An 8046-nucleotide genomic window follows, 5' to 3' on the forward strand; every position below is an offset into this window, starting at 1 on the left:
CTTTGAGTGATTCGATCACCCCAGGGTACAGTGGACGATCTCGGAAAAACTTCTGATCGGCACAGAAGTCCCGGTCCATCTCTTTGCCATGTTCCGGATGAGTCTTCAATTCCAAGGCACCGTACTCAGGAAGAATCGGAAGAACCTCGGGCAATTGTTCCCATTTCAAGCCCTCGTATTGCTCGCGGTATTTTGGATGACCCGTCAGAAAATGGTAGTAGGCATAGTTGAGATCGGCAAGGACCCCATCCACATCCCAGAAAATATTTTTGATTTTGGATGAATCCACTTATTTACCTGCAATCTTCCAAAGATCTATCTTTACATCATTTTTTTGAGAAGCACCGGGAGTGCTCCTGCCATTGGCCACCTGTTCCTCCAGTAAGGCCAGTAGCTCCTTCACTTTCTTTGGATAGTTCCTTGCAAGGTTGGTACTTTCGCCCAGATCCTCTTTCAAATTATAGAGCTGCTCTTGATTGGCACCTAAACTCTTAAGCAGTAATTTCCATTGTCCCTGCCGAATAGAAAACCTGCCAGCTATATCATGATGTACGATAACCTTTCGGGGGTTTTGAATTGGCTCTTCAAAGAGAGCGGGAAGAAAACTTTCACTATCCTCTCCCATATCATCCGGTAATTCCACCGCCAGCAAATCGGCCATCGTTGCCAGAAAATCACCGAGACAGACCAGTTGATCTGTTTCGCTACCAGGCTTTACTTTAGCCGGCCAACTGAGTACGAATGGCACGCGATGCCCTCCATCCCAAAGACTGCCCTTTCGCCCTCGCAAAGGCCCACTGCAACGGTGGCTCGGTGCATTCTTTTCCACCTGCCTGGAAAAACCAGCCGATCCATTATCAGAAGAGAAGACCACAATGGTATTTCCCCGGATACCGTTTCGATCGAGAGCATCGAGCACCACCCCCACAGAGTGATCCGTCTGGGAAACAAAGTCTGCATAATCCCCAAGCTTGGTGGATCCCTTAAACTTCTTGCTTGGAACCACCGGAGAATGAGGGGAACTCAAGGGCATGAAGATAAAGAAGGGCTTACCGTTTTTTGCATCCTTGGCCTTGGCATCTATGTATTCCGATACTTCTTGATTTAATTTCGGAAGCATCTCCACCATAGGGTCCTCCCGGATAATTTTATCTCCCCGGATGACACTGCTCATACTGCGGGCATGATGAAAGCCGTAATATTGATCAAACCCCCGGGTGATCGGGCCATCCAAGACTTTGGATCCAACGGGGTATTGAGAAAGCAAATAAGAGTCATCGGTATCCTTGGCTTTGCCCTTCTTCTTGGGGCGCTTCTCTGCTCCTTCTGCGAGAACAAACTGAAAGCCAAGGTGCCACTTGCCAAAGATAGCCGTTTGGTAACCCTGCTCTTGAAACAGGTGACCGATGGTTTTTCTATCCTTAGCGATAAGTGGAGGTTCTCCGTCCCCAATGACAAATTTCTGCAACCTCGTCCGCCAGTTGTAACGACCTGTCAAAAAATTGTAACGGGTAGGTGAGCACACGGATGAACTGGTATGGGCATCAGTAAAAATCATTCCCTCTTCTGCCAACCGGTTAACAGAGGGAGTGGGTATTTGGGCATGCCCAGGATCCAGTGCCTCGATCTCTCCATATCCAAGATCATCAGCAAGAATGAAAATAATATTGGGTTTTGGTTCATTAGCCCGAAGCCAAGAGATGCACAAGCCAAGGAATGTAGCCCAAAAGATGAAGTTCTGTATACACTTAGTCATTGGCTCTTGTTAGTCGCCTCAATGCCAAGTGTCGAACCATCAGTCTGATTCATGGTTTAGCTTTCCCACTGCCTGTAGATAAAATTTTCTCCAACGGTATGAAATGGAGTACAGAGATCAATGATACAAGACCTGCTTCTCTGATTCGAGGCGTTGGCGGAATTTTTTCATATCAATGTCCTGCACGGGAACACCCGCGTCCATGGCCAGGCTGGCGGCAATGCCCGCACTCTGACCCATGATCATAAACACAGGCTCCATCCGAATGGAGCCATAGGCAACATGCGATGCGGACAAGCAGAGTGGAACGAGCAGGTTGGTGCATTCTTCTTTCTTGGGCACAATGGAGCGGTAGGCGATTGGATAAGGCTTGGGGCATTTGTAACCCGTATTACCTTCGTTGCGAACCGTCATGATTCCCTTTTCCTTAACGACTACGCGCTGGCAGGAGTGTGAGTCCATTGGGTAGGAGGCCAGCCCAATGGAATCATCCACAGTTCGTTTGGATTCACAGTTTGCCTGAGTCATGACATAGTCAGAAAGCATGCGGCGCCCTTCACGCACATAAAGCTGATGCGGCCAATGACCTGTTTCCTTGAATTCCTTTGGGGCCAAACCGAAACGGTTGACCCTTTCCTTAAGCTTTTCGGGAACCTGTGGATCATTGGCCAAGAAATAAAGAAGTCCCAATTGATAGGAGACATGGTCCTGAAAGATATCTTCCCGCAGTTCATAAAGATTGAGCAAGGAAACAGGCAGGCCCCGCCGGGGAGGTGGAAGCTGGGCGAAGGAAATCGGCTCATAGGTACCGTCGGGCCAACGGTGATTCCCACCGATATAATCGCTGGAAAAACTCCCGGCATTATTTGAATCGCCATTGCGCATCTGAACAGGACCATCCGTCATGGGAGCCACTGTGTAATGCAAAGTCCAGCGGAGCCCGGAATCAAAATTTAGGAACCGCCCCAGTAAGGCGTAGCGATTGGGGTCATACCCAATCGGTTTAGGGAAAGAGATTGCGCCTGGTCTGTTGGAGAGGTGCATTCGGAAGTTGTAGGCCTGAACGCGAAAATCGCCTTCACCTGGCTTGCCTGCCGGATCGGACGATATTTCAGGAAGCAGGCCCGAACTCGGATCACCCGGCACCACATAGGGGCTGATCGGCAACCGACAAAACTGGTAAACATCCCTATAGGAAAGCGTTTGCCATTGCCCGCCAACGGATTCGCCGTAGGTGGCGGAAGGCTCCCTGCCCACATAGTAGGAAACTCCAGCGGCCGCAAAGAGATCACCCTCGTAGGTGGCATCGACAAAGACCTTTGCCTGGACCGTCTCTCCGGTATCCATCGTGGCAGAAACAATTCGCGAACCCTCCTTCTCCACCGATACCAAACAGCGTCGAAAAAACACTTCCACCCCGACTTCCTCGAGCATGGTAAGATAAAGTTTTTCCGCCGCAGATGGAGAAAAGTCCCTGATTCGACCGACTTGGTTATAAAACTTCTTCGCCAAACCACCAATGGATTTTTTCGTTCCCACATCGGTTGAAGTGAGGCCACCGGAAGTCAGACCACCCACAAAATGATTAAAAGAAAAAAACAATACCTTCTTACCCATTTTTGCAGCCTGAATGGCCGTGGCTACTCCGGCAGGCGTACCGCCATATACCGCAAGATCACATTCCAATATCTTGGCTGGGCCGGATTCCACCGCACGGTAATAATAAAGCTCGGAAAATGGATTGGCTGTGACAAGCACAGGTAGACAAAGAAGAACGAACAACAAAGGACTGAATTTTTTCATAAATTTAAAAATTAGATATGGTGGTAAAAGATTTTCAACTGAACAAGCCTTTGACCACATGACCGTGGACATCGGACAAGCGGAATTGCCGACCCTGGTAACGAAAGGTAAGTTTCTCATGGTCGATCCCACATAGGTGCAAAATAGTCGCCTGGATGTCATGCACATGGATAGCTCCCTTGGTTATGTTCCACCCAAACTCATCGGTCTCCCCATACACAGAACCGGGCTTGATTCCGGCTCCGGCCATAATCCAGCTGAAGGCACGGCCAAAATGATCCCGACCCGTTGGCTTTTTGGAGTCGCCGGAATTGTACTGCCCAAATGGAGTGCGGCCAAATTCACCTCCCCAGATCACCAGAGTGTCCTTGAGCATATCCCGATCCTTAAGGTCCTGAATGAGGGCTGCGGAAGGAGCATCGGTATCTACGCACTGTTGTTCCAACTGGCCAAACAGGTTGCTATGCTGGTCCCATCCGGAATGCATCAACTGGACGAAGCGGGTACCACGCTCCAGTAGGCGACGGGCGGTCAGGCAATTATTGGCAAAAGTTCCGCGCTGTTCCACATCCGGGCCATAGCGTTTAATCACATGTTCGGGCTCCTTCTTGAAATCGAGTAGTTCCGGAACGCTCGTCTGCATCCGGAAGGCCATCTCGTACTGGGAGATACGGGTCTGAATCTCCGGGTCTCCATATTGCGCATAGTGTTCGAGGTTTAGCGTGGACAACTTGTCGAGTAAAGAACGGCGGCCCTGGCGAGACATACCAGTTGGGTTATTCAGGTAGGGAACAGGAGCCCCGGCACTATTGAACTTTACTCCCTGGTGCTTACTGGGAAGAAAACCACTGCCCCAGTAATAATCGTAAAATAATTGCCCACAGGTTTTTTCTTTGTCCGAAGAGGTCATCACCACATAGGCGGGCAAATCTTCCGATTCACTGCCCAGACCGTAAGTGAGCCAGGCCCCCATGCTGGGACGGCCAGGAATCTGCGAACCAGTAAGCATGAAGGTGACACCTGGAGCATGATTGACCGCTTCGGTATGGAGGCTTCGGACCAAACAAAAGTCATCCGCCAATCCACCCAGATTGGGGAGCATCGTGCTCATCTCGGTACCGCACTGCCCGTATTTTTGATAAGGCTTGATCTCGGGCACGCAGGGCCATGCTTTGTAGTTTGAAGACATGGTCGAGAGGCGGGTATCTCCACGCACGGAATTAGGGATATCCTGGCCCGCCATCTTGGTAAGAATAGGCTTGGGGTCGAACAAGTCGATGTGGGATGGGCCCCCGCCCTGCCAAAGCACAACCACCCGCTTGGCCCGGGGAGGAAAATTGGGAAAGGAGTAATTTCCGATGGTTGCACCCAAGGCTCTGTCCTGGCTGAGAAGACCGGCAAGAGCCGCCAGGCCCACCCCCGTGGAACTTTTGCCGAGAAAACTTCTACGGGTTTCAAGTTGGGTAAAACAAGGATCGGTGGACAGGCTCATGGCTATAAAATTATTCGCGGGTAAGGGACTGGTCGAGATTGAGAATAGCCAAGCATAGATTGGTCAGGGCTGCATGCTCAGGCAGGGGCAAATTGGGGTTGCGTTTCTTGTCTCCCACCGCGAGCAGTTTTTCTGCATCATCAGGGCTTTTATGATAGATATTTACCTGCTCCTCGTAAGCCGCTTTCAGAATATCAAGTTTGCTGGGTGATGGGATCTCAGAGTTGACCAGACGGAATGCATATTCGATCCGCTCAGGAAGTTCGTCCTTTTCCTGCATCACCTGCTCGGCAAGAAAACGGGCCGCTTCCACCCAAGTCGGATCATTGAGGGTGGTCAGGGCATGGAGTGGCGTAGAGGTTTGCCCGGGCTTTACACGGCAGGCCTGACGATCCGACGAGTCAAACATATTGACCGGTCCAATAGTACGCCGCCAAAAGGTATAAAGACTGCGCCGGTAAAGATCGTCACCCTGCGAGTTCGGGTAATCAAAGGTTCGACCCTTATTTACGGCAAGTGCTTCCCAAACCTTTTCCGGCTGATAGGGATATACCGGGCTTCCTCCGAGTTGTCTTTGCAGAAGACCCGAACTGGCAAGAGCCCAGTCCCGAAGAACCATCGAGGGCATACGAAAACGGCTGGCACGATTCACCAACCGATTGTCCGGATCATTCTCCCGATGCCATTCATTCATCCGACTGGACTGCCGGTAAGCAGAACTGGTGACAATGAGCCGGTGCATCTTCTTCTGGCTCCACCCTAAGTCCTGAAATTGCACCGCCAGCCAATCGAGTAGGTCCATATGGACTGGATATTCGCTTTGCACTCCCAGGTCCTCCGAGGTCTTGACCAAGCCGACTCCAAAGAATCTTTGCCACATCCGATTAACCTGTACCCGTGAGGTAAGAGGGTTATCACGGGAAACCAACCACTTGGCCAGACCAAGTCGATCCTTAGGCAAGCCCTCCTGCATCGGAGGAAGAAATGCGGGGGTGGCAAAGGAAACTTCTTCTCCCTTGTTCAGGTATTCACCGCGGTTGAGGATGTGGGTCGGGCGCTTCTTGGCATCGTTCATCACCATGACTTTAGGCACCTGATCTCCCTTGTAATTAGACAATTGTTTTTCCAGTTTCTTGATCTGCTTTTGGGTAGCTTTTACCTTCTTGGGATCATTTTGCTGAATGAAGGTTTGCAGGGTCCGGTTTTGCTCCTTGTCGAATTCCTCAAAGCTTTGGGGCAGATCCGCTTCCCAGAGGGGCACCGGGGCCTTTTCTCCACGGCTTGCCCACAGAGGCTCTCGCTTGGCATCGTAAGCAACCACCCAAAAGTTTTTAAGCCGTTGTTCCAACCTGTCCCGCCGGTTGTAGACCTTGATCTGATCAATTGTTTTTTCCGCCCCAAAATCAATTTCCAGCCAGGGCTTGGTTTCGTCTTTGGTATGAGTGACGGACTTTTTGCCAAATTTCCCATTGGTATTGCCGTCAATCGCCCGATTGGCTGAGGCATCACCAAACTGACTGCTCTGGGAGGCTTTAGCCTCCAAGGCCAGGTTCACTCCCCCGGAATAAATCTCCACTTCCGCAAGGTGTAGCACTCCTTTGGGAGTATCGTTGGTCACCCGGACAAAACGAGCCTGCACCGGACCGTTTCGTCGGGGCAAGGGGGAGGCCTTGGGATCGAATGGAACTCTTTCCTGAGATTCCTGCCTGAGTTTGGCAATCCGCTGCTCAAACTCTTTGATTTTCACTTTATTTTCTTCCGTGGGTAGCTCAATGAAGGGTGCCGCCACCCGCACCCGTTTGGACTGCTGGCCTGGACGTCCGCTTTCAGAAACATGATTGAACGCATCCATCATGCCATAGTAGTCCCGAGCAGTAATGGGGTCATACTTATGATCATGACACTGGGCACAGGCCATAGTCAGCCCCAACCAGGTGGTGGAGGTCACATCCATTCGGTCGAACAAAATCACAAAGCGCTGCTCCTCGGGAATGGCCCCACCCTCTCCGTTGTTCAAATGGTTGCGATTGAAACCGCTGGCTATTTTCTGGTCCGTGCTGGCATCCGGCAGAAGATCTCCAGCGAGCTGCCAAATGGTAAACTGATCAAATGGCATGTCCTCATTAAGGGCATTCACCACCCAGTCCCGCCATATCCACTGATAGGTTTCTCCATCAAACTGAAAACCATTGCTATCGGCATAGCGGGCGGCATCCAGCCATTCCATAGCCATTCGTTCACCGTAATGCGGGCTGGCCAACAAATGATCGACCACTTTTTCATAAGCACCTGAGGAGGTATCTTTAACATATGCATCCACTTCTTCGGGAGAGGGAGGCAACCCGATCAGGTCGGCATAGAGACGTTTGACCAAGGTTTCCTTCCTCGCCTCTGGGCTGGGAGAAAGATTGTTTTCCTCCTGTTTTTCGAGCACGAAGGAATCGATGGGGTTGCGAACCCAGTCGGCCTGCTTCACTTTGGGTGGCGTCTTTTCCTGGGGGGCTACAAAGGCCCAGTGTCTTTCGTACTTGGCACCCTCCAAAATCCACCGATCTAAAATTTTCTTCTGCTCAGAGGACAAGATCCGGTTGGAATCGGGAGGAGGCATAATTTCATCCTCTTCGGTCGAGTGGATGCGGTAGTACATTTCACTCTCCTCCAAATCTCCCGGCACGATCGCACCTCCCTCGATTGCATCCTCCCTGAGGTCGAGGCGCAGGTCCGCTTCCCTCTTGTTGCCATCCACCCCATGACAATAAAAACAATTTTCCGAGAGAATGGGCCGGATATCCCGATTGAAATTAAGGGACTCCGCAAAAACCACCAAGGGCAGGCAAAACACAAGCAAATATGGAAACAGACTGGGCATCTTTTTATAACACTCCATTGTCCTTGGAGTCACAATTATTTATTGTTTTTTTTTGCGTTTAAGACCTGTTGATTTGCGTCACGCAAAACTCTTCATAAAACCAGCTCACCCAAGAAATTCATTGGG

General features: G+C 50.7%; 5 protein-coding genes. All 5 read right to left on the reverse strand.

The window, feature by feature from the left end:
• On the reverse strand, positions 1-289 hold a 289-nt coding region (locus ACKPQ4_RS08275), incomplete at its 3' end, for a hypothetical protein (protein WP_407680718.1).
• Positions 290-1756, reverse strand: coding sequence for a sulfatase family protein (locus tag ACKPQ4_RS08280; protein WP_407680719.1), 1467 nt, complete (start codon positions 1754-1756; stop codon positions 290-292).
• A 117-nt stretch (positions 1757-1873) separates the two neighbouring features.
• Positions 1874-3559: an FAD-dependent oxidoreductase gene (locus ACKPQ4_RS08285; protein WP_407680720.1), complete on the reverse strand. Its 1686-nt coding sequence runs from the start codon at positions 3557-3559 to the stop codon at positions 1874-1876.
• Between the two features lie 34 nt (positions 3560-3593).
• Positions 3594-5051: a DUF1501 domain-containing protein gene (locus ACKPQ4_RS08290; protein WP_407680721.1), complete on the reverse strand. Its 1458-nt coding sequence runs from the start codon at positions 5049-5051 to the stop codon at positions 3594-3596.
• A 10-nt stretch (positions 5052-5061) separates the two neighbouring features.
• Positions 5062-7938, reverse strand: coding sequence for a DUF1553 domain-containing protein (locus ACKPQ4_RS08295; RefSeq protein WP_407680722.1), 2877 nt, complete (start codon positions 7936-7938; stop codon positions 5062-5064).
• Positions 7939-8046 lie beyond the last annotated feature (108 nt).

This window comes from Candidatus Chordibacter forsetii, from assembly GCF_964187505.1.
Taxonomy (GTDB): domain Bacteria; phylum Verrucomicrobiota; class Verrucomicrobiia; order Opitutales; family Seribacteraceae; genus Chordibacter; species Chordibacter forsetii.